This is a genomic window from Streptomyces sp. NPDC127114 (genome assembly GCF_042677525.1).
GTDB lineage: Bacteria > Actinomycetota > Actinomycetes > Streptomycetales > Streptomycetaceae > Streptomyces.
In genome coordinates, this window is record NZ_JBHXTJ010000029.1 from 23910 (window position 1) to 44682 (window position 20773).

Here is a 20773-nt window from a genome sequence, read left to right on the forward strand (position 1 = left end):
CTGAAAGTTGAAGGGCAACCACCATGGCTGAGCGCCGCGTCAACGTCGGCTGGGCCGAGGGCCTGCACGCCCGCCCCGCCTCCATCTTCGTCCGTGCCGCCACGGCCGCCGGCGTCCCCGTGACGATCGCCAAGGCCGAAGGCAACCCGGTCAACGCCGCGTCCATGCTCGCGGTGCTCGGCCTGGGCGCCCAGGGCGGCGAGGAGATCGTGCTCGCCTCGGACGCCGACGGCGCCGAGGCCGCGCTCGACCGCCTGGCGAAGCTGGTGGCCGAGGGTCTCGAGGAGCTTCCCGAGACCGTCTGACCCGTCACCTCCCCGACGACGGATCGCGAAGCGGCCGTGTCCTCCGGTTCTCCGGCAGGCACGGCCGTTTTCCTTTCCCGTGGCGCGCTTCCGGTCGACGGGAATTCAGCAATAGGTATTGCCACCCGCTCGGAAGTCATGGCATCGGAGCGGAGCGCCGTGGAATTCCCTTCAGGGCAGCACGGAACAGCGGGCAATAATTCCCGGCTCTTTGTATACGACCCTCGCGTTAATTCTGCGGTCCCGAACTGTTTACGGCATGTTGCGAAACCCTCACACGTGACCGGTCCGCCTGTTTCAGCCGGTACAGCGGGGCCGCGCGCTCCACGTGCAGCGCGGTCAGCGCCCGGGCCCGTTCCGCGTCGCGGCGGGCGACGGCGTCCACGATGGCCCCGTGCTCGGCCCAGGACTCCGCGGGCCGCTCGGCCGGGTCGAGCGCGTACATCCAGGCGATCTTGTGCCGCAGCTGGGTGAGCAGTGTCGTGAGCGGCGGACTGCCCGAGGCCTGGGCGAGGGTCTCGTGGAACCAGCCGCCGAGCGCCGTCAGGTCCTCGCCGCGGCCGCTCCGGGCCCGCTCCTGCCCGAGTCTGACCAGGCCCCTCAGCACCTTGAGGTGGGCGTCGGTGCGGCGCTGTGCGGCCCGGGCCGCACCCAGCGGCTCCAGCAGGCAGCGCATGTCGAGCAGGTCGGCGGCCTCCTGCACGGTGGGCTCGGCGACATGCGCGCCGGCGTGCCGGCGGCTCACGACGAAGCCTTCCGACTCCAGGGTGCGCAGCGCCTCGCGGACCGGGACGCGGGAGACGCCGTAGCGGCGGGCGAGCTGTTCCTCGGTCAGTCTGGCGCCCCGCGCGTACACCCCGGAGACGATGTCGTCCCGGATCGCCGTGCATACCGAGTGCGCGGGAATGCGCATGTCCGACCTCCGAATTCGTCCGCGCTAAACCCCCGTCGGGCGGCGCCTGTCCGGCGACTCTATTGCAGGACGACGGAATTTCCGATGCCGCCCGGTGACAAAGAACGCAAAAAGCCCCGGCTCGTTTCGAGCCGGGGCTTTCGTGCGGGATGCGCGCGCCGGACCGCGCGGGATTCGCGCCTCGGACGCCCGTGCCGGACGCCCGTGCCGGACGCCCGTACCGGATGCCTCCGCGTCAGACGTTGACGCCGCGTGCGCGCAGGTAGGAGATCGGGTTGATGTCGGAGCCGTAGTCCGCACCGGTGCGCGCCTCGAAGTGGAGGTGCGGGCCGGTGGAGTTGCCGGACGAGCCGGAGATGCCTATCTGCTCGCCCGGGGTGACCTTCTGGCCGACGCGGACGGTGATGGCGGAGAGGTGGCCGTACTGGGTGTACGTGCCGTCGTTCATCCGGATCACGATGTTGTTGCCGTACGCGCCGCCCCAGCCGGCCTCGACGACGGTGCCGGAGCCGACGGAGACGACCTTGCTGCCGTAGGCGGCGTGGAAGTCGATGCCCGAGTGGCTGCCGGAGGACCAGAGCGAGCCGCCGGTCTTGTAGCCGGTGGTCACGTACGAGCCGGCGACGGGGAGCTGGAAGGAGGCGAGGCGCTTGCGCTCGGCCTCCCGGGCGGCGCGCTCCTTGGCCTCGCGGATCTCCTTGGCGCGGGCCTCGGCCTTGCGCTTCGCCTCGGCGGCGGCCTTGACGCGGGCCTCGGCCTCGGCGGCGGCCTTCTCCTGGGCGGCGGCCTGGGCGTCGACGCGCTCGGCGAGGGAGTCCTCGGCGATCACCTGGGTGAGGCCGGTGTCCTCGAGGGAGGTGTCGTCCGTGTCGGCGGCGAGCGCCGGGGAGGCGAGGGTGCCGATCACGCCGGTGGTGGCGAGCGTCGCCACGCCGGCGATGCCGGCGCCTCGACGAGCCAGCCGGCTCGGACCACGATGCTTCCCGGTGGCACGGGTGAACGCCATGTAGTGGCTGATCCTTTCCTTCCCTCTCGCCTACCGGGTTAGCTGACGGGTTCGGAGCAGGAAGGTCTCCTACGGGCCCCTCCGCCTGAGCGAAGGCGTCCGATTCACCCCAGGGACTGCGCATGGGTCCCCGGCTCCCCAGGCTCGCGCCTTGCGGGGACTCGGCGATGACTGTCCGTTGCCGCGGATGCGGCGTCGTGCAACGGCCGGACAGCCGGGTCGACGCTAGGCCGATCTTCTGTCAATCGCCAAACAGACGCGCACGTTTGTAAGACATGCCACAGGGCAGACGACCACACTCCTCAGCAATCCGGACATAAGGGAGGACCCTGACGAACCAGGTCGTCAGGGTCCTCGAAACCGTGTGACGGCGGCTCAATCAGCCGCTGACCACGGTCACTTCACCGATGCCGAGCGCCCGCACCGGCTCCGCGATCTGCGCCGCGTCGCCGACCAGGACCGTCACGAGCCGGTCCACCGGGAAGGCGTTGACCACGGCCGCGGTCGCCTCCACCGTGCCCGTCTCGGCGAGCCGCGCGTACAACTGCGCCTGGTAGTCGTCCGGGAGGTGCTGCTCGACCTGGTCGGCCAGCGTCCCGGCGACGGACGCGGCCGTCTCGTACTTCAGCGGTGCCACGCCCACTAGGTTCTGCACGGCCACGTCGCGCTCCGCGTCCGTCAGGCCCTCGGCGGCCAGGGTGCGCAGCACCTTCCACAGGTCGTCAAGTGCCGGTCCGGTGTTAGGGGTGTCGACCGAGCCGCTGATGGCGAGCATCGACGCGCCGTTGCCGGCGCCGTCGGAGCGCAGCACCTGGCCGAAGGCCCGCACGCCGTACGTGTAGCCCTTCTCCTCGCGCAGGACGCGGTCCAGGCGGGAGGTGAGGGTGCCGCCGAGGCAGTACGTGCCGAGCACCTGGGCCGCCCACACGCGGTCGTGGCGGTCCGCGCCGACGCGGCCGATGAGCAGCTGCGTCTGGACGGCGCCTGGCCGGTCCACGATGACGACGCGGCCCGTGTCGTCGGCCGTGACGGGCGGCATCGGGCGCGGCGCGGCCGGCTTGCCGCTCCAGGCGCCCAGGGTCTCGGCGAGGACCTTGTCCAGGTCGACGCCGGTCAGGTCGCCGACCACGACGGCGGTGGCGGCGGCCGGACGGACGTACGCGTCGTAGAAGGCGCGGACGGCGGCGGCGTCGATCGCGGCGACGGTCTCCTCGGTGCCCTGGCGCGGCCGGGACATGCGCGAGGCGGCCGGGAACAGCTCCTTGGAGAGCTGCTTGGCGGCACGGCGGGCCGGGTTGGCCGTCTCGTGGGGGATCTCGTCCAGCCGGTTGCGCACCAGCCGCTCGACCTCGGTCTCGGCGAACGCCGGGGCGATCAGGGCCTCCGAGAGCAGGCCGAGCGCCTTGGGCAGCCGGGAGACCGGCACCTCGAGCGAGACCCGTACGCCGGGGTGGTCGGCGTGCGCGTCCAGCGTGGCGCCGCAGCGCTCCAGCTCGGCGGCGAACTCCTCGGCCGAGTGCTGGTCGGTGCCCTCGGACAGGGCCCTGGCCATGATCGTGGCGACGCCGTCCAGGCCCTCGGGCTCGGCGTCCAGCGGGGCGTCGAGGAAGATCTCGACGGCCACCACCTGCTGGCCGGGGCGGTGGCAGCGCAGCACGGTCAGACCGTTGTCGAGCGCGCCGCGCTCCGGGGCCGGGAAGGCCCAGGGCTTCGCCTCGCCCGGGGTGGGCTGCGGGTGGAAGGTCATGCTGGTCAAAGACGTGGCGGCGTCGGTCACCGGTCCGCTCCCTCTTCCTCGTCGCTGTCGGTCCCCTCGGCGGTGTCGCCCACCGGCTCGTAGACCAGGACGGCGCGGTTGTCCGGGCGCAGCCGGGCCTTGGCGACCTCCTGCACCTCCTCGGCGGTGATGTCGAGGACCCGGTCGACGGCGGTCAGGGCCAGCTGCGGGTCGCCGAAGAGCACCGCGTACCGGCACAGTTCGTCGGCGCGGCCGGCGACGGTGCCGAGCCGGTCCAGCCACTCGCGCTCCAACTGGGCCTGGGCGCGCTCCATCTCCTCGGGCGTGGGCCCCTCGGCGGCGAACCGGGCGAGCTCCTCGTCGACGGCCGCCTCGATCCGCGGCACCTCGACGCCGCCGGAGGTCTTGACGTCCAGCCAGCCGAGCGAGGGCGCGCCGGCGAGCCGCAGCAGGCCGAAGCCGGCGGCCACGGCGGTGCGGTCGCGGCGGACCAGCCGGTTGTGCAGGCGGGAGGACTCGCCGCCGCCCAGGACGGTCAGGGCCAGGTCGGCCGCGTCGCACGCGCGCGTGCCGTCGTGCGGCAGCCGGTAGGCGGCCATCAGGGCGCGGGCCGGGACCTCCTCCTCGATGACCTCGCGGCGCTGTTCGCCGATGGTCTCGGGCAGGTCGCCGGGGCGCGGCTCGGGCTTGCCGTCGTGGCCGGGGATGGAGCCGAAGTACTTCTCCACCCAGGCGAGGGTCTGCTCGGGGTCGATGTCGCCGACGACCGAGAGCACCGCGTTGTTCGGCGCGTAGTACGTACGGAAGAAGTTCCGCGCGTCTTCCAGGGTGGCGGCGTCCAGGTCGGCCATCGAGCCGATCGGGGTGTGGTGGTACGGGTGGCCCTCCGGGTACGCGAGGGCGGTGAGGCGCTCGAAGGCGGTGCCGTACGGCACGTTGTCGTAGCGCTGGCGGCGCTCGTTCTTGACGACGTCGCGCTGGTTCTCCATGGAGACGTCGTCGAGGGCGGTGAGCAGCGAGCCCATGCGGTCGGCCTCCAGCCAGAGCGCGAGCTCCAGCTGGTGCGCCGGCATGGTCTCGAAGTAGTTGGTGCGCTCGAAGCTCGTCGTGCCGTTGAGCGAGCCGCCCGCACCCTGCACCAGCTCGAAGTGGCCGTTGCCGTGGACCTGCTTCGAGCCCTGGAACATCAGGTGCTCGAAGAGGTGGGCGAGGCCGGTGAGGCCCTTGACCTCGTGACGGGAGCCGACGTCGTACCAGAGGCAGACCGCCGCGACCGGGGTCAGGTGGTCCTCCGAGAGCACCACGCGCAGGCCGTTGGCCAGCCGGTGCTCGGTCGCTGTCAGTCCGCCGGAGCCGGCCTCGGCCTCAGCCGTGTGACCCATGGGCGTATGTCCCTTCGATCGCGATCGGGAAAAGTCCTGCCACTGTATGCAAGCGCGCCGACACCTGGCGAAGTTCCCGGCCGCATCCGATGTCCCTCTTCCGGGTCGCGGTCGGCGTTGTCGGTGCCACGGTCCACAATGGTCCGCGTCAGATCAACCTTGTTGGTGAAGGAGCCGCAGCCGCGATGGCCCGCCGCAGCACGAAGACACCGCCGCCGGACGACGCGTTCGAGGAGCGAATCCTCGACATCGACGTCGTTGACGAGATGCAGGGCTCCTTCCTCGAGTACGCGTACTCGGTGATCTACTCGCGCGCGCTGCCCGACGCCCGCGACGGCATGAAGCCCGTGCAGCGGCGCATCGTCTACCAGATGAACGAGATGGGCCTGCGGCCCGACCGGGGCTTCGTCAAGTGCGCCCGCGTCGTCGGCGAGGTCATGGGCAAGCTGCACCCGCACGGCGACGCGTCCATCTACGACGCGATGGTCCGCATGGCGCAGCCCTTCTCCATGCGCGTGCCGCTGGTCGACGGACACGGCAACTTCGGCTCCCTCGGCAACGACGACCCGCCGGCCGCGATGCGGTACACGGAGTCGCGGATGGCGCCGGCCGCGCTGCTGATGACGGAGTCCATCGACGAGGACACCGTCGACTTCGCGCCCAACTACGACGGCCAGGAACAGGAGCCGGTCGCACTCCCCGCCGCGTACCCGAACCTGCTGGTCAACGGCGCCTCCGGGATCGCGGTCGGCATGGCCACCAACATGCCCCCGCACAACCTGGCCGAGGTCGTCGCGGCCGCCCGCCACCTGATCCGCCACCCGAACGCGGACCTGGAAGCGCTGATGCGCTTCGTGCCCGGCCCCGACCTGCCCACCGGCGGCCGGATCGTCGGCCTGTCCGGCATCAAGGACGCGTACGAGACGGGCCGCGGCACCTTCAAGATCCGCGCGACGGCCACCGTGGAGACGGTGACGGCGCGCCGCAAGGGCATCGTCGTCACCGAGCTGCCCTTCACCGTCGGCCCCGAGAAGGTCATCTCCAAGATCAAGGACCTGGTCGGCTCGAAGAAGCTCCAGGGCATCGCCGACGTCAAGGACCTCACCGACCGCAACCACGGCCTGCGCCTGGTCATCGAGGTGAAGAACGGCTTCGTGCCGGAGGCGGTCCTGGAGCAGCTCTACAAGCTGACGCCGATGGAGGAGTCCTTCGGCATCAACAACGTGGCCCTGGTCGACGGCCAGCCGCTCACCCTCGGCCTCAAGGAGCTGCTCGAGGTCTACCTCGACCACCGCTTCGACGTGGTCCGGCGCCGTTCGGAGTTCCGCCGCGGCAAGAAGCGCGACCGGCTCCACCTGGTGGAGGGCCTGCTCGTCGCGCTCCTCGACATCGACGAGGTCATCCGCCTCATCCGGGAGAGCGAGAACTCGGCGGAGGCCAAGGAGCGCCTCATCGAGCGCTTCTCGCTGAGCGAGATCCAGACGCAGTACATCCTGGACACCCCGCTGCGCCGGCTCACCAAGTTCGACCGCCTGGAGCTGGAGAGCGAGCGCGACCGGCTCAACGGCGAGATCGACGAGCTGACCGGGATCCTGGAGTCCGACGCCGAGCTGCGCAAGCTGGTGTCGGCGGAACTGGCGGCGGTCTCCAAGAAGTTCGGCACCGAGCGGCGCACGGTCCTGCTGGAGTCGGCGGGCGCGCCGGCCGCGGCCGTGTCCCTGGAGGTCGCGGACGACCCGTGCCGGGTGCTGCTCTCGTCGACCGGTCTGCTGGCCCGCACGGTGACGGAGGACCTGCCGGCCGTGACGGACGGCAAGCGGGCCAAGCACGACGTGATCGTCTCGGCGGTGGCGGCGACGCAGCGCGGTGACGTCGGCGTGGTGACCTCGGCCGGCCGGCTGCTGCGGGTCGCGGTGATCGACCTGCCACAGCTGCCCGACACCGCCGCGGCGCCGAATCTGGCGGGCGGGGCGCCGCTGTCGGAGTTCGTCACCCTGGAGGCGGACGAGACGGTGGTCTGCCTGACCTCGCTGGAGGAGGCCTCGCCCGGTCTGGCGATCGGCACCCTGCAGGGCGTGGTCAAGCGCGTGGTCCCGGACTACCCGGCGAACAAGGACGAGCTGGAGGTCATCTCCCTCAAGGAAGGCGACCGGATCGTCGGCGCGACCGAGCTGCGTACGGGCGAGGAGGACCTGGTCTTCATCACCTCCGACGCCCAGCTGCTGCGCTACCCGGCCTCCCAGGTGCGGCCGCAGGGCCGTCCGGCGGGCGGTATGGCCGGCATCAAGCTGTCGGCGGGCGCCGAGGTGCTGTCCTTCACGGCGGTGGACCCCGCCGTGAACGCGGTGGTGTTCACGGTCGCCGGTTCGACCGGCACACTGGACGCCTCGGCCGGCACCTCGGCCAAGCTGACGCCGTTCGACCAGTACCCGCGCAAGGGCCGTGCCACCGGCGGTGTGCGCTGCCAGCGCTTCCTGAAGGGCGAGGACGTGCTCGTCCTGGCCTGGGCCGGTGCCACTCCGGCCCATGCCGCGCAGAAGAACGGCACTCCGGTGGACCTGCCGGAGCCCGACCCGCGCCGTGACGGCTCGGGCACGCCGCTGCCGAAGCCGGTCGCGGTGGTGGCCGGCCCGGCGCACCAGGGCCCGGCGAGCCGGGTTCCGGCGAACTGACGCGAGGCGAGCCCGGGGGCCTGTCCTGCGGTCAGCGCCGGACAGGCCCCGGCCGGCTCCCCGGGCCCGGTGCCCGGGCCCGGATCCGTACCGCACGCCCCCTGTTCCGCGCCGTCAAGGCGCGGCACCGGGGGCGTCGTCGTGTCACGCACCGGGCGCGTAGGTCGCCTCGATGCCCGCGACGATCAGGCGCAGTCCCTCCTCGAAGCCGCTGTCGTAGTCGGTGAAGATCTCCGCCCCGGCGGCGGCCGCGAGCGGGAAGCCGGCGAGGCGCTCCGCGCGCTCGTCGACGTCGAAGCCCTCGCGGGGCTGTCCGGGCACGGGCTCGGTGCCCTGTTCCTCGGTGACGAAGCCGAGGGTGTACATGTACGCGGTGGTGCTGGCGCGCACCGCGTCGCGCAGCGAGAAACCCGCGTCGACCAGCGCGCCGAGCTGCTCCTCCATGTCGGCGGCGTGGTCCGTGCCGGTGAACCGGGCGCCGCTGTAGACCTTGGCGCCGTCGCGGTAGCGCAGCAGCCCGGCGCGCAGTCCCCGGTTGGCCGCGAGGATCCGCTCCTGCCAGCTCACGTCACCGGCCGGGCGGGCGGCGGCATCGGCGGTCATCCGCCGGTACATGACGGTCGCCATCTCGTCGAGCAGCGCCTGCTTGTTCTTGAAGTGCCAGTACAGCGCCGGTGCCTGGACGTTCAGCTCCTGGGCGATCGCGCGCAGGGTGAGTCCTTCGAGGCCGCGTTCGTTCAGCAGGCGCAGGGCGGTCTCCGCCACCGTCTCGGGTGCCAGCCGGGTCGTCTTCTTGGTCGCCACCCCGTCACGTTATCCCCTTGACACCTTAACGACGTTAAGGAGATGCTCTGTACAGCGCAATTTAACGTCGTTAAGGAACGAGGAGCGGCCATGGACACGGACGTCGTGATCGTCGGAGCGGGCCCCACCGGCCTGGTGCTCGCCATCGACCTCGCCCGCCGGGGCGTGCGCGCCCTCCTCGTGGAGAAGGCGGACCGGCTCTTCCCCGGCTCGCGGGGCAAGGGGCTGCAGCCCCGCACCCAGGAGGTGTTCGACGACCTCGGCGTGCTGCCGGCGGTCCTGGCCGCCGGGTCCGCGTACCCGCGGATGCTCGCCTGGGAGGGCGCCGAGCGTCAGGGCGAGTGGGACATGCTGGAGCGCTCCGAGCCGACCGAGCAGGTCCCGTACGCGAATGTGCTCCTCATCCCCCAGTCCCGCACCCAGGAGCTCCTGTACGCGCGCCTGCTGGAGCTCGGCGGCACGGTCCGCTTCGGCGCGGCCCTCACCGGATTCCGGCAGGACGAGGAGGGCGTGACGGCGGAGCTGTCCACCGGCGAGACGGTGCGGGCGGCCTATCTGGTCGCGGCCGACGGCGGACGGTCCACGGTGCGCCGGGCGCTGGGCATCGGCATGACGGGCGAGACCGTCGACCCGCGCCCGATGCTGGTCGCGGACCTCCGCCTCTCCTTTGGCGCCGTCGTCGACCGAGGCAACTGGCACATCTGGGCGAAGGCACCGGGCGGCGGCGTGGCGCTGTGCCCGCTGCCGGGCGGTGACACCTTCCAGTTCATCGCCGGGTTCGAGGACGAGTCGGCCACCGTGGACACCTCGCCCGAGGCCGTCCGCACGCTGCTCGCCGAGCGCACCCCGCTCACCGGGGACGAGGTCGTCGAGGTGCTGTGGGCCTCGGACTTCCGTGCCCGCGCGGCGATGGCGGACCGCTTCCGGGACGGCCGGGTCCTCCTCGCCGGTGACGCCGCCCATGTGCACTCGCCTGCCGGCGGCCAGGGCCTCAACACGAGCGTCCAGGACGCGTACAACCTCGGCTGGAAGCTGGGCCAGGTGCTGCGGCACGAGGCACCGGCCGCGCTGCTCGACTCCTACGAGGACGAGCGGCAGCCCGTGGCCGCCGACGTCCTCGGCCTCAGCACCCGCATCCACCGGGCCAGTGCCGAAGGCCGCGGCACCCAGCGAGGCTCCGAGGTCCAGCAGCTCGGGCTCGGCTACCGGGAGTCCGCGCTCAGCAGGGAGACCCGCACCGGCCTCGCCGAGGACGCCCTGCGGGCGGGCGACCGCGCGCCGGACGGGCCGTACGGCGGGGGCCGCCTGTTCGACCTCTTCCGAGGACCGCACTTCACCCTGCTGGCGGTCGGCGTCCCGCTCCCGGCCATGGAGTCGGCGGAGGCGATCCGTACGGCCCGCCTCGACGCGTACGAGCCGTACGGCACGGGACTCTTCCTGATCCGCCCCGACGGCTACGTGGGCTGGGCCGGCGCGAACGGGGACGGCCTCGACACCTATCTGGCGGCGGTCGGCGCCGACGGCCCGGAGCACGCGGAGGACCGCGTCCCGGCCGACGCGTGACCCTCCGGTACGGCTCCGCCTCCGCCGCGCGGCCGAGGCGGACGCGACCGCCGGGGGACGCCCCGGCGCACGCCCATGGGCCAGCGTGGACGCATGCGAAGAGTCGACGCACTACCTGACGTCCCACGCTGGGCGCGCAACGCGGCGATGGGTGCCGCCCTGACCAACGTGCCCTCGGCGCTGTGGCGGCTCGCCATCGCCGTCGGCATCCCGGTGGGACTGGCACAGTCCGAGTACGACACCATGGGCGCCCCCGGCCGGGGATCGCTCGCCCTCCTCGCCCTCAGCCTGTTCTCCGAACTGCTCGCCTTCCTCACCCTCGGCCTCGTGCGCAGCTGGGGCGAGACCTGGCCGCGCTGGATCCCGCTTCTGCGCGGCCGCCGCGTCCCGGTCCTCCTGGCGACCGTCGTCGCCGGTCTGGGTGCCCTGGCCACCTCGGTCTACGGCGTACTGTTCGTCTACTCGGCGTTCAACACCGAGATGGAGGCCTCCGCGTGGGGCATGTGGCTGATCGACATCGTCTACGCTCCCCTGCTTCTGTGGGGCCCGCTGCTGGCCGCGGTCACCGTGCACTACTACCGACGGCGCACGAGGACGGCCTCGGCGGGACACCCCAATCCCGGGGCGACCGCGGCGGCGACGCCGTCCTAAAGGATGCCGGGCTCGGTCTCCGGCTCGTCCTCGCTGCCGGGCACGTACCTCAGGACGCCCCACATCGCGGTCTCGTCCGGCACGTCGTGCGGACCGTTCCGCTCGCAGCCGGCGAGCTCCTTGCGCAGGGCCGCCGCGTCCACGCCGGAGCCGATCAGGACGAGCTGGGTGAGCCGCTCCTCCCCGGCCGGCCACGGCTCGGGGTAGAAACGCAGGAAGCGGCCGACGGCGTGCACGGTGTAGCGGTTGGCCGGATCGGCGGCGCCGAAGTCGACGAAGCCCTTGATGCGGTAGAGCCCTTCGGGGCGCGAGTCGAGGAAGGCCATCAGCCGGCGCGGGTGCAGCGGCGTCGAGGCCGTCAGCGAGACCGTCTCGTACGCGGCGTGCGGATGGGCGTGGCCCCCGGCCCCGTCGACGTCCTCGCCCTCCTCTCCGTACAGGATGTCCTCGATCGACATCTGGCCCGCGATCTCGCCCTCCGGGACCACCCGGTCGAAGAGCAGCTCCGGGTCGATCCGTCCATGCGCGCAGGCCACCACGGCGGCGCGCGGGGCGAGCGCGGAGACCTCCTCCCATACGGCTGAGAACCGGTCGGCAGGCACCCGGTCGGCCTTGTTGACGACCACGAGGTCGGCGGCGGCGAGATGGCGGTCGGTCTCCGGATGGCGGGCGCGGGTCGCGGCGAACTCCGCGGCGTCCACGACCTCGACCAGCCCGCCGTACACGATCCGCTCGTTGTCGCTGGCGAGCACCATCCGGACGAGTTCCTGCGGCTCGGCGAGGCCGCTGGCCTCGATCACGATCACGTCGAGGCGCAGCTCCGGCCGGGTGAGCACCTCCAGGTACTCGTCCAGCTCGCTCGCGTCCACCGCGCAGCACAGGCAGCCGTTGCCCAGCGAGACCGTGGAGCCGACCTGGCCGGCCACGGTCATGGCGTCGATGCCGATGTCACCGAAGTCGTTGACCATGACCCCGATCCGCGTTCCGCGCGCACTGCGCAGCAGATGGTTGAGCAGGGTGGTCTTCCCCGCCCCGAGAAACCCGGCCAGGACGACGACGGGGATCTGCTGGGTGGTCAAGGGTCATGCCTCCGGGCCATCGGTGCCTGCGACTGCGAAGCCCCCAGGATAGGCAGGCCCCCGCGCCGCCCCCGGCAGCGGCATTTCCGGTCGGCGCCCTCGTCCCCGTACCGTTTCGGCCATGAGCCCCGCATCCGCCTCCCGCTCGCGGCGTCCCGCGCGGCCTCCCGTGCGCAGGCGCAGGATCGGGTGGCCGCGGCGGGTGTTCTCGCAGGTGCTGCTGATGCAGCTGGCCATCGCGACGGGTGTGACGGTGCTCGCGACCGGACTGTTCCTCGCCCCGCTCAGCGCCCAGCTGGACGACCAGGCCATGCGCCGCGCGCTGGCCATCGCGCAGACCACGGCCTCGCCCCAGGTCGCCGCCGATCTGGCGGCCACCCGGCCCTCGGCGCAGGGGCCGGTGCAGGCGGAGGCGGAGCGGATCCGGCGCTCGACCGGCGCCGAGTACGTGGTGGTGATGGATCCTCGGGGGATCCGCTGGTCGCACACCGACCCCGCCCAGATCGGCAGGCGCGTCTCCACCGACCCGAGCGAGGTGCTCGCCGGGCACGAGGTGATGGAGATCGACAGCGGCACCCTGGGCCGTTCGGCGCGCGGCAAGGCGCCGCTGCGGGACCGGCGCGGCGAGATCGTCGGCGCGGTGTCCGTCGGCATCGAGTACGACAGCGTCCGCGACCGGCTCGTGGCGGCGATCCCCGGGCTGCTCCGGTACGCCGGCGGTGCCCTGGCGGCGGGCGCGCTCGCCGCCTATCTGATCTCCCGCAGGCTCCAGCGGCAGACCCACGACCTGGCCTTCTCCGACATCTCGGCGCTGCTCGCCGAGCGCGAGGCGATGCTGCACGGCATCCGCGAGGGAGTCGTCGCCCTCGACGGATCCGGCCGGATCCGGCTGATGAACGACGAGGCGCAGCGGCTGCTCGGCCTCGGCCCGGAGGCCACCGGCCGGCCCCTGGAGGACGCGCTGGGCGCCGGCCGCACCGCGGACGTGCTGGCGGGCCGGGCGACCGGCGAGGACCTGGTCACGGTGCGCGGCAGCCGGGTGCTGATCGCCAACCGCATGCCCACGCACGACGGCGGCGCCGTCGCCACCCTGCGCGACCGCACCGAGCTGGAGCGGCTGGGCCGCGAGCTGGACTCCACGCGCGGGCTGATCGACGCCCTGCGCGCCCAGGACCACGAACACGCCAACCGGATGCACACCCTGCTCGGCCTGCTCGAACTGGAGATGTACGACGAGGCCGTCGAGTTCGTCACCGAAGTGGTCGGTGTGCACCGGGCGACCGCCGAGCAGGTCACCGAGAAGGTCCACGACCCGCTCCTCGCGGCGCTCCTGGTCGGCAAGGCCGCCGTCGCCGCCGAGCGGGGCGTCTCGCTGCGCGTCGCACCCGGGTCGCTGCTCCCGGACCGGCTGGTCGACCCGCGTGAGCTGGTCACCGTGGTCGGCAACCTCGTCGACAACGCCCTGGACGCCGCGTCCGGCACCCGCCACGCGCGCGTGGAGGTGGATCTGCGCACCGAGGGCCGGACGGTGGTGCTGAAGGTCGCGGACAGCGGCTCCGGTGTGCCAGACGAGCGGCGCGAACTGATCTTCACCGAGGGATGGACGACCAAGGAGCCGCCCGCCCACGGCAAGCGGGGCCTGGGGCTCGCCCTGGTGCGCCGGCTCGCGGAGCGGCGCGGCGGGAGCGCCCGGGTCGGCTCCGGTGCGGACGGCGGCGCGGAGTTCACCGTGGTGCTGCCCGACGCGCTGAGCGAGGCGGACGAGGAGCGCGCACCCGACGACGAGCGCGGGCCCGACGAGGAGCGCCGGCCCGACGTGGAGCGCGGGCCCATGGCCGCGGAGGAGGCGCGGTGATCGGCGTCCTGGTCGTCGACGACGACGTACGCGTGGCGAAGGTCAACGCCGCGTACGTGGCGAAGGTGCCGGGCTTCCACGTGGTCGGCGTGGCCCACTCGGCGGCGGAGGCGCTGGACCGGCTCGCCGAGGCGGAGCCTCCGGTGGACCTGGTCCTGCTCGACCACTACCTCCCGGACGGGAACGGACTCGGGGTCGTACGCGAGCTGCGCGCCCTGGGCCGGCAGTGCGACGTGATCATGGTGACCGCGGCCCGTGACGTGGCCACCGTCCAGGCGGCGATGCGGCACGGGGCGCTGCAGTACCTGGTGAAGCCGTTCGGCTTCGCCGGGCTGCGCGCCAGGCTGGACGCGTACGCCTCGCTGCGGCGGACCCTGGACGTCGGCGGCGAGGCCGAACAGGCCCAGGTGGACCGGATCTTCGGGGCGCTGTCGGCGGGCGCGGTCGAGCCGGATCTACCCAAGGGTCATTCCCCGACGACGGCCGAGCTGGTGCGCCAGGTGCTGCTCGCGGCGGACGGGCCGCTGTCGGCGCAGGAGATCGCCGAGCGGGCCGGGGTGAGCCGGCAGACCGCCCAGCGCTATCTCAAGCTCCTGGAGCGCACCGGCCGGGTGCGGCTCTCGCTGAAGTACGGCGAGACGGGCCGTCCCGAGCACCGGTACGTGTGGGAGAGCCCTGCCGCGCGCTGAGCGCCGTCACACGGCCCCGGCTCCGGTGAGGGCCCGCACCTCCGTCTCGGCGTACCGGGCCTCGTCCGGCGGTTCGGGCGAGGTGACGGTGCCGAGCCAGCCCGCGAGGAAGCCGAGCGGGATGGAGACCACGCCGGGGTTCTGCAGCGGGAAGAGCTGGAGGTCCACGCCGGGGAACAGGGACTCGGGGCTGCCGGAGACCACCGGTGAGACCACCACGAGCAGCACCGCCGGGACGAGTCCCCCGTAGACCGACCAGACGGCGCCCCGGGTGGTGAACCGGCGCCAGAAGAGCGAGTAGAGCAGTACGGGCAGGTTCGCGGAGGCGGCGACGGCGAAGGCGAGGCCGACGAGGAAGGCCACGTTGAGGTCGCGGGCGAGCAGTCCGATGCCGATCGCGGCGATCCCGATCCCGGCCGCGGCGATCCGGGCGACCGTCACCTCGCTGTACTGCCTGGCGTGGCGGCGGCGCAGGGAGGCGTAGAGGTCATGCGCGACGGAGGCGGAGGAGGCGAGCGTGATGCCCGCGACCACCGCGAGGATGGTGGCGAAGGCGACGGCGGCGACCACCGCGAACAGCACGGTGCCGCCGGTGGATCCGGCACCGCCGCCGAGGTCGAGGGCGAGCAGCGGCACGGCGGTGTTGCCGGCGCCGCTGGAGGCGCGGACGGTGTCGGGGCCGACCAGCGCGGCGGCGCCGAAACCGAGGACGATCGTCATCAGGTAGAAGCTGCCGATGAGGCCGATGGACCAGACGACCGAGCGGCGGGCGGCGCGGGCCGTGGGAACGGTGTAGAAGCGGGCCAGGATGTGCGGGAGTCCCGCGGTGCCGAGCACCAGGGCGAGGCCGAGGCTGACGAAGTCGACCCGGGCGGTCCAGTCGCCGCCGTAGCGCAGGCCCGGGGCGAGGAAGTCCCGGCCGTGGCCGCTGCGTTCGGCCGCGGTGGTCAGCAGCTGGTCCACGTCGAACTGGAAGCGGAGCAGGACGAGCACGGTGAGGGTGATCGTGCCGGCCATCAGCAGGACGGCCTTCACGATCTGGATCCAGGTGGTGGCCCGCATGCCGCCGAGCGACACGTACACGACCATCAGCGCCCCGACGCCGATCACCGTCCAGGCGCGGGCGGCGTCGCTGGTGCCGCCGAGCAGCAGGGCGACCAGGCTGCCGGCGCCGACCATCTGGGCCACCAGGTAGAGCACGGAGACGGTGACGGAGGAGGCGCCGGCCGCGATCCGGACGGGCCGCTCGGCCATCCGGGAGGCCACGACGTCGGCGAGGGTGAACCGGCCGCAGTTGCGGACCAGTTCGGCGACGAGGAGGAGGACGACCAGCCAGGCGACGAGGAATCCGACGGAGTAGAGCATGCCGTCGTAGCCGAAGAGCGCGATGAGGCCGGAGATGCCGAGGAAGGAGGCGGCGGACATGTAGTCGCCGGCGATGGCGAATCCGTTCTCCATGGGCGAGAAGAGCCGGCCGCCGGCGTAGAACTCCTCGGCGGAGCCGCGGCGGTTGCGGCTGACCCAGGTGGTGATGCCGAGGGTGACCGCGATGAAGGCGCTGAAGAGCAGCAGCGCGAGCGTCTGGTGGTTACCGGTCACTGCCGCACCCCTCGGGTCATCTCCTGGGTGTCCCAGCGCAGTTCGAGGGCGGCGCTGTCGCGGCGCAGCCGGGCGTGCCGGGCGTAGGCCCAGGTCAGCAGGAAGGTGGTGGCGAACTGGCCGAGTCCGGCGACCATGGCGACGTTGACCGCTCCGGCGACGGGCCTGGCCATGAGACCCGGCACGGCGGTGGCGGCGACGACGTACGCCAGGTACCAGACGAGGAAGGCGAGGGCGGCGGGGAAGGCGAACCGGCGGTAGCGGCCGCGCACCTCCTGGAAGGCGGGGCTGCGCTGGACCTCCAGATAGATGTCGGCGGCGCTGGGGGCGGCCTGCTGCCGGGGAACGGTGTCCGGCGCGGCCCCGGCGGCGTCGGTCGGATCGTGCTCGCCCCAGCCGGCTGCCAGCTCGTCGTACCAGGGGTCGTCGAACCGTACCGTCGCGGGGTCGCGCCCTTCCTGCTTCTCCACAGGCGAACTCTCCTTGTCAGCGAACCGTTTCGGCCGCGTGCCCAAGGATGGACAGAGCGGGAAGATCCCGGACTCTTCTCCCGCCCCTTTTCACCCCATGGTGTGAAGACGCCCCCGGCGCGCGCGTGGCGCCGGGGGCGGTCTCCTGCGGGTGGCCGTCAGGCGTCGATGCGCGAGCGGTCCAGGGTCGCCGCGGAGCTGGTGATGAACTCCTTGCGGGGCGCCACGTCATTGCCCATGAGCAGGTCGAAGACCTGCTCGGCCGCCTCCAGGTCGCCGATGTTGATCCGGCGCAGGGTGCGGTGGCGCGGGTCCATGGTGGTCTCCGCGAGCTGGTCGGCGTCCATCTCGCCGAGACCCTTGTAGCGCTGGATGGAGTCCTTGTAGCGGACGCCCTTGCGCTGGAACTCGAGCAGGGTCTGGCGCAGCTCGTTGTCCGAGTACGTGTAGACGTACTTGTCCTGGCCCTTCTTCGGCTGGATCAGCTCGATGCGGTGCAGCGGCGGCACCGCGGCGAAGACCCGGCCCTGCTCGACCATGGGCCGCATGTAGCGCTGGAACAGCGTGAGCAGCAGCGTGCGGATGTGGGAGCCGTCGACGTCGGCGTCGGTCATCATGATGACCTTCCCGTACCGCGCGGCGTCGATGTCGAAGGTGCGGCCCGAGCCCGCCCCTATGACCTGGATGATCGCTCCGCACTCGGCGTTCTTGAGCATGTCCGAGACGGAGGACTTCTGGACGTTGAGGATCTTGCCGCGGATCGGCAGCAGTGCCTGGAACTCGCTGTTGCGGGCGAGCTTGGCGGTGCCGAGCGCGGAGTCTCCCTCGACGATGAAGAGCTCGCTGCGCTCGACGTCGTCGCTGCGGCAGTCGGCGAGCTTGGCGGGCAGCGAGGAGGACTCCAGGGCGGTCTTCCTGCGCTGCGCCTCCTTGTGCTGGCGGGCCGCGATGCGGGTGCGAGCGGCGGCGACCGTCTTCTCCAGGACGGCGCGGGCCTGTGCCTTGGCGTCGCGCTTGGTGGAGGTCAGGAAGGCCTTGAGCTCCTTGCTCACGACGTTGGCGACGATCCGGCGGGCCGCGGAGGTGCCGAGGACCTCCTTGGTCTGGCCCTCGAACTGCGGCTCGGCGAGACGCACGGTGACGACGGCGGTGAGGCCTTCGAGGGCGTCGTCCTTGACGATGTCGTCCTCGGCCACGCGCAGCAGCTTGGCGGAGCGCAGCACCTCGTTGACCGTCTTGGTGATCGCCTGCTCGAAGCCGGAGACGTGGGTGCCGCCCTTGGGCGTGGCGATGATGTTGACGAAGGAGCGGACCGTCGTGTCGTAGCCGGTGCCCCAGCGGAGGGCGACGTCGACGCCGAGCTCACGGGTGACCTCGGTCGGGGTCATGTGCCCGCGGTCGTCGAGGACCGGGACGGTCTCCTTGAAGGTGCCCTGGCCGGTGAGGCGGAGCACGTCGCAGACGCCCTTGTCCTGGGCGAGGAACTCGCAGAACTCGCTGATGCCGCCGTCGAAGCGGAACGTCTCCTCGCTCTTGCCGATCCCCTCCAGGTCGCGCTCGTCGCGCACGACGATGGTGAGGCCGGGGACGAGGAAGGCGGTCTGGCGGGCGCGCTGGTGCAGCGTCTCCAGGGAGAGCTTGGCGTCCTTGAGGAAGATCTGGCGGTCCGCCCAGTAGCGCACCCGGGTGCCGGTGCGGGTCTTGGGCACGCGCTTGCCCTTGAGGAGGCCGCCGGACGGGTCGAAGGGGCTGTCGGGGCCCTGCTCCGTGAAGATGCCGGGGACACCGCGGCGGAAGCTGATCGCGTGCGTGGCGCCGTTGCGGTCGACCTCGACGTCGAGGCGGGCGGAGAGCGCGTTCACCACGGAGGCGCCCACGCCGTGGAGACCGCCGGAGGCCGCGTACGAGCCGCCGCCGAACTTTCCGCCGGCGTGCAGCTTGGTCATGACGACCTCGACGCCGGACAGGCCGGTCTTGGGCTCGACGTCGACGGGGATGCCGCGGCCGTTGTCCCGCACCTCGACCGAGCCGTCGTCGTGGAGGATGACGTCGATGTGGTCGCAGTAGCCGCCGAGGGCCTCGTCGACGGAGTTGTCGATGATCTCCCAGAGGCAGTGCATCAGGCCGCGGCTGTCCGTCGACCCGATGTACATGCCGGGGCGCTTGCGGACGGCTTCGAGCCCTTCGAGGACGAGCAGGTGCCGCGCGGTGTAGTTGGAACCGTCACGGTCTGCGGTCAGCAGCGCACTGGACGGCACGGACGTCTCGGCGGTCACGCGGTTCGCTCCTCGCTGAATTTGAAATCTTGGCCTGGTGGGTAAGGCCTGGGCCCGGTCACCGGTCAGAGGGTACCGATGCCTGGTAGAGCCGTTGTCACGCCACCCTCCTGATGCCTCATGCTAGTCCAGTGTCGTATGGATGTTCGATCCCTCGATGGGGTGACGCGAACATCACGTTCCCTTCCAGGCATGAACCATTTAGGGTTCGGGCACGTCCTCATGAACAACCGGCAACCCGCCGGAGGGACACGACCACACACAGCAATGCGAAACCCGTAGAGCGAAGCAATACGGCTCATTCGCCGCCAACCGGCAGCAGACAGCCACCTTGCGAAGAAGTTTCGAGGAAAAGCCACGAGCGGGAACGTTTTCGGCCTGGTTGGATGTTGACCCTGGTACGACAGCTCGTCGAGCTAGAGAAGAGGCGACGTTGACTACTGTTCTGACCCCCGCGAGCCCCCTGACGGCCGCTGACCGCTGCGACCGCTGCGGCGCCCAGGCATACCTGCGTGTCGTTCTCACCAGCGGCGGTGACTTGCTCTTCTGCGCCCACCACGGACGCAAGTTCGAGCCGGAACTCAAGAAGATCGCCGCTGAGATACAGGACGAGACGGACCGGCTCACCGACGTGCCGGCCCGGACGATGGGTGACGAGCACTGACGCTTCGCAGCCACGACGAGCCAGGAGCCGGTTTCTGACGACCGGCCGACGGGCGGCCACTCCCGCAGCACCAGGGGGGTGGCCGCCCGTTCTCGTACCGTCACGGGCCGTTGACGCAGCATCACGACTCCGTTCGGCGGTCGTGGCCGCGGCTGGGCGGCTGCGCCCGTGGGAGGCTGCGCCGTAGCCGTGCCGGTCTGTCGGCGCCCGTAGCCATGTCGACGCACCGTCGGGGCCCACAAAGGTGCCCCTCGGGCCCATAGCCCTTCGGGCTCCCGACGCCGGCTCAGATGCGGCTGGGCAGCACCACCGGGACCCGCGTGTAGACCCCGGGGTTCTCCGCCTGTCCGCAGCCGCTTCCCCACGACACCAGACCGATCAGCCGGCCCTTGGCCACCAGCGGCCCGCCGCTGTCCCCCTGGCAGGCGTCCCTGCCGCCGCCGGGGTCTCCGGCGCAGAGCATCGTGTCACCGCGGTACGAGGCACCCGGACCGCCCGGGTAAGCCCGCTCGCAGGACGCGTCGGGCAGCACCTGCACCCGCGCGGACCGCAGCGACATCGCGTACGTCCCCTTGCCGGTGGTGTCCCCCCAGCCGTACACGGTGGCCGCCGTCCCCGGCGCGAGCGCCGCGTCGTCGGGCCGGGCCACCTCGATCACGTACGACGCCGGCAGCGCCTTCTCCAGCGTCAGCACCGCCAGATCGCCGGAGTTGCTCCACCGGTCGTAGTCCGGGTTGACCCAGGTCCCGGAGATCCGGACCTCCTGGCCGCCCTGCCCGCGCAGCGAGGTGCGTCCCGCGATCACCTTGAAGTCGGACAGCTGCCACGGCTCGCCGCCCAGGACCTCGCGGCCCAGGCAGTGCGCCGCGGTGAGCACCTTGGTGGGAGCCACGACGACCCCTCCGCAGAACTGGCCCGCCCGCGTACCTCCGAACCGGTCACGGCTGGAAAGGGCCACGACCCATGGCGCCTCGGTGATCCGGGTCGGCTGCCCGCCGACCACGACGCTGTCGGCGGCCGCTGGTGCCGCGGCGGCGAGCGGTCCCGCCGCCGCCGCGATCATGCCCAGGGCACCGGTCAATGCTCGGGCGATGGGACGACGCATGG

At 72.0% G+C, this 20773-nt stretch carries 17 protein-coding genes and 1 riboswitch; of the genes, 7 read left to right on the forward strand and 10 right to left on the reverse strand.

From position 1 onward, the window contains the following. The first annotated feature begins 23 nt into the window (after positions 1-23). Positions 24-305 carry an HPr family phosphocarrier protein gene (locus ACFVGS_RS25910; protein WP_128976898.1) on the forward strand — a complete coding sequence of 94 codons (282 nt, stop codon included), beginning with the start codon at positions 24-26 and terminating at the stop codon, positions 303-305. Between the two features lie 229 nt (positions 306-534). Here ACFVGS_RS25910 and ACFVGS_RS25915 read toward each other — a convergent pair whose 3' ends face one another. The 4 genes from ACFVGS_RS25915 to ACFVGS_RS25930 form a co-directional block, all read right to left on the reverse strand. Continuing rightward, positions 535-1218, reverse strand: coding sequence for a GntR family transcriptional regulator (locus tag ACFVGS_RS25915; RefSeq protein WP_384415137.1), 684 nt, complete (start codon positions 1216-1218; stop codon positions 535-537). Positions 1219-1453: 235 nt separating this feature from the next. Further along, the gene (locus ACFVGS_RS25920; RefSeq protein WP_384415140.1) at positions 1454-2224 is read right to left on the reverse strand and encodes a M23 family metallopeptidase; all 771 of its coding nucleotides are present in this window, start codon (positions 2222-2224) and stop codon (positions 1454-1456) included. Between the two features lie 12 nt (positions 2225-2236). Beyond that, positions 2237-2401, reverse strand: a riboswitch (cyclic di-AMP (ydaO/yuaA leader). A gap of 202 nt (positions 2402-2603) precedes the next feature. After that, positions 2604-3971, reverse strand: a complete 1368-nt coding sequence (locus tag ACFVGS_RS25925; protein ID WP_384415272.1) for a M16 family metallopeptidase — start codon at positions 3969-3971, stop codon at positions 2604-2606. Positions 3972-3997: 26 nt separating this feature from the next. Next, a complete protein-coding gene (locus tag ACFVGS_RS25930; protein ID WP_384415143.1) occupies positions 3998-5344 on the reverse strand; it encodes a M16 family metallopeptidase in 1347 nt (448 codons plus the stop codon). A gap of 185 nt (positions 5345-5529) precedes the next feature. Between ACFVGS_RS25930 and ACFVGS_RS25935 the strand changes: the two genes are divergently transcribed. Next, positions 5530-8016 (forward strand): DNA topoisomerase (ATP-hydrolyzing) subunit A, encoded by a 2487-nt coding sequence (locus tag ACFVGS_RS25935; RefSeq protein WP_384415146.1) that lies wholly within the window; start codon positions 5530-5532, stop codon positions 8014-8016. A gap of 144 nt (positions 8017-8160) precedes the next feature. Here ACFVGS_RS25935 and ACFVGS_RS25940 read toward each other — a convergent pair whose 3' ends face one another. After that, positions 8161-8820, reverse strand: a complete 660-nt coding sequence (locus ACFVGS_RS25940) for a TetR/AcrR family transcriptional regulator C-terminal domain-containing protein (RefSeq protein ID WP_385693816.1) — start codon at positions 8818-8820, stop codon at positions 8161-8163. 90 nt (positions 8821-8910) lie between these two features. Between ACFVGS_RS25940 and ACFVGS_RS25945 the strand changes: the two genes are divergently transcribed. Both ACFVGS_RS25945 and ACFVGS_RS25950 read left to right on the forward strand, forming a co-directional pair. After that, positions 8911-10383, forward strand: a complete 1473-nt coding sequence (locus ACFVGS_RS25945; protein ID WP_385693818.1) for an FAD-dependent monooxygenase — start codon at positions 8911-8913, stop codon at positions 10381-10383. 93 nt (positions 10384-10476) lie between these two features. Further along, complete coding sequence (locus ACFVGS_RS25950) at positions 10477-11034, forward strand: hypothetical protein (protein WP_384415155.1); 558 nt, start codon at positions 10477-10479, stop codon at positions 11032-11034. Here the strand turns inward: ACFVGS_RS25950 and ACFVGS_RS25955 are convergent. Beyond that, positions 11031-12113, reverse strand: a complete 1083-nt coding sequence (locus ACFVGS_RS25955; RefSeq protein ID WP_385693820.1) for a CobW family GTP-binding protein — start codon at positions 12111-12113, stop codon at positions 11031-11033. The two genes, ACFVGS_RS25950 and ACFVGS_RS25955, sit on opposite strands and share 4 nt — an antisense overlap. A gap of 121 nt (positions 12114-12234) precedes the next feature. On the opposite strand from ACFVGS_RS25955, the gene ACFVGS_RS25960 reads away from it, so the two are divergent. After that, positions 12235-13968 carry an ATP-binding protein gene (locus ACFVGS_RS25960; RefSeq protein WP_385693822.1) on the forward strand — a complete coding sequence of 578 codons (1734 nt, stop codon included), beginning with the start codon at positions 12235-12237 and terminating at the stop codon, positions 13966-13968. Beyond that, the gene (locus ACFVGS_RS25965) at positions 13965-14657 is read left to right on the forward strand and encodes a response regulator (protein WP_385693824.1); all 693 of its coding nucleotides are present in this window, start codon (positions 13965-13967) and stop codon (positions 14655-14657) included. Before ACFVGS_RS25960 ends, ACFVGS_RS25965 begins: the two co-directional genes overlap by 4 nt. 6 nt (positions 14658-14663) lie before the next feature. On the opposite strand, the gene ACFVGS_RS25970 is transcribed toward ACFVGS_RS25965, so the two are convergent. The 3 genes from ACFVGS_RS25970 to ACFVGS_RS25980 form a co-directional block, all read right to left on the reverse strand. After that, complete coding sequence (locus ACFVGS_RS25970) at positions 14664-16256, reverse strand: cation acetate symporter (protein ID WP_385693826.1); 1593 nt, start codon at positions 16254-16256, stop codon at positions 14664-14666. Next, positions 16253-16726: a DUF485 domain-containing protein gene (locus ACFVGS_RS25975; RefSeq protein WP_385693828.1), complete on the reverse strand. Its 474-nt coding sequence runs from the start codon at positions 16724-16726 to the stop codon at positions 16253-16255. The genes ACFVGS_RS25970 and ACFVGS_RS25975 overlap by 4 nt, the downstream gene beginning before the upstream one ends. A gap of 158 nt (positions 16727-16884) precedes the next feature. Further along, positions 16885-19002, reverse strand: a complete 2118-nt coding sequence (locus ACFVGS_RS25980; RefSeq protein WP_385693830.1) for a type IIA DNA topoisomerase subunit B — start codon at positions 19000-19002, stop codon at positions 16885-16887. 433 nt (positions 19003-19435) lie between these two features. Here ACFVGS_RS25980 and ACFVGS_RS25985 point away from each other — a divergent pair, with 433 nt between their 5' ends. Beyond that, positions 19436-19666, forward strand: a complete 231-nt coding sequence (locus ACFVGS_RS25985; RefSeq protein WP_046910811.1) for a hypothetical protein — start codon at positions 19436-19438, stop codon at positions 19664-19666. A gap of 286 nt (positions 19667-19952) precedes the next feature. Here ACFVGS_RS25985 and ACFVGS_RS25990 read toward each other — a convergent pair whose 3' ends face one another. Next, on the reverse strand, positions 19953-20771 hold the full coding sequence (locus tag ACFVGS_RS25990; protein ID WP_385693832.1) for a serine protease: 819 nt from the start codon (positions 20769-20771) through the stop codon (positions 19953-19955). Positions 20772-20773: the final 2 nt, after the last annotated feature.

What these genes read in the sequence shown, in the direction of transcription:
- ACFVGS_RS25915 (WP_384415137.1), bottom strand. Translation starts at nt 1,218, where the DNA reads ATGCGCATTCCCGCGCACTCGGTATGCACGGCGATCCGGGACGACATC.
- ACFVGS_RS25910 (WP_128976898.1), top strand. Translation starts at nt 24, where the DNA reads ATGGCTGAGCGCCGCGTCAACGTCGGCTGGGCCGAGGGCCTGCACGCC.
- ACFVGS_RS25990 (WP_385693832.1), bottom strand. Translation starts at nt 20,771, where the DNA reads ATGCGTCGTCCCATCGCCCGAGCATTGACCGGTGCCCTGGGCATGATC.
- ACFVGS_RS25945 (WP_385693818.1), top strand. Translation starts at nt 8,911, where the DNA reads ATGGACACGGACGTCGTGATCGTCGGAGCGGGCCCCACCGGCCTGGTG.
- ACFVGS_RS25930 (WP_384415143.1), bottom strand. Translation starts at nt 5,344, where the DNA reads ATGGGTCACACGGCTGAGGCCGAGGCCGGCTCCGGCGGACTGACAGCG.
- ACFVGS_RS25935 (WP_384415146.1), top strand. Translation starts at nt 5,530, where the DNA reads ATGGCCCGCCGCAGCACGAAGACACCGCCGCCGGACGACGCGTTCGAG.
- ACFVGS_RS25920 (WP_384415140.1), bottom strand. Translation starts at nt 2,224, where the DNA reads ATGGCGTTCACCCGTGCCACCGGGAAGCATCGTGGTCCGAGCCGGCTG.
- ACFVGS_RS25960 (WP_385693822.1), top strand. Translation starts at nt 12,235, where the DNA reads ATGAGCCCCGCATCCGCCTCCCGCTCGCGGCGTCCCGCGCGGCCTCCC.
- ACFVGS_RS25950 (WP_384415155.1), top strand. Translation starts at nt 10,477, where the DNA reads ATGCGAAGAGTCGACGCACTACCTGACGTCCCACGCTGGGCGCGCAAC.
- ACFVGS_RS25925 (WP_384415272.1), bottom strand. Translation starts at nt 3,971, where the DNA reads ATGACCTTCCACCCGCAGCCCACCCCGGGCGAGGCGAAGCCCTGGGCC.